1 pseudogene is annotated in these 795 nt (G+C 50.4%); it reads left to right on the plus strand.

The features are described from left to right. Window positions 1-508 precede the first annotated feature (508 nt). Window positions 509-730, plus strand: a pseudogene (locus tag GWA01_RS12920) (integrase core domain-containing protein); the annotation flags it as partial. Window positions 731-795 lie beyond the last annotated feature (65 nt).

Here is a 795-nt window from a genome sequence, read left to right on the forward strand (position 1 = left end):
CCAATGGCGTGTTTGAGCGATCCTGGTTGCGCCGCTAGCATGTTTTGTGCGGTGTAGTTCGGCCTTTGCGTGATGAAGAGATTGGTAGAATATCACGCAAAAGCGGATTTTGTCGGGAATCATCGCTGTCATAGTCCTGATTAACCCAGCATGGACCTAGGGCTTGGAGCCGCCAATGCCATCAAGGTGTCTGTGGTTTTATAATCCGAGACCTGATCTCTCGTGAGGATAAAGCCGAAAAGATGTCCCTGATTGTCGCATCGGGCAAAGCTGCCGCATGAGCCCCTTTTTGCGTCTATGGCTTATGTGTGAGCGCGTACCACGTACTGCCGACCGTGCTACCAGCCATCATTCAGCCATAGATCCATTAGGGTTTCCAACGAGGCGTCCTACACGCCCTGTTCAGCCCAACGGCCACGCTCATGCGGCAGAAGTCGAACAATTATTGCCCATTCCCGATCCGTCAGATCGCCCATGTCCCGTGCGCTTCGACATGATCTATGGAGCGCACGAGATCGAAAATCGCCTGACGAAACACAATCATCCTTGGACGAACGGGCAGATTGAGCGGATGAACCGTACAATCATGGAAGCAACCGTTAAACACTTCCTTTACGACAGTCATGAGCAACTGAGCACACATCTCAGCGACTTCATGGCAGTCTATAATTTCGAGCGAAGGCTCAAGACGCTGAGTGGCCTCACACCTTACGAATCTGTCTGCAAAATCTGAACTTCAGAGCCAGAAAAATTCATCATCAATCCAACCCATCAAATCTCAAGACTAAACAACTA

The sequence above is a fragment of the Gluconobacter wancherniae NBRC 103581 genome (genome assembly GCF_007988885.1).
GTDB lineage: Bacteria > Pseudomonadota > Alphaproteobacteria > Acetobacterales > Acetobacteraceae > Gluconobacter > Gluconobacter wancherniae.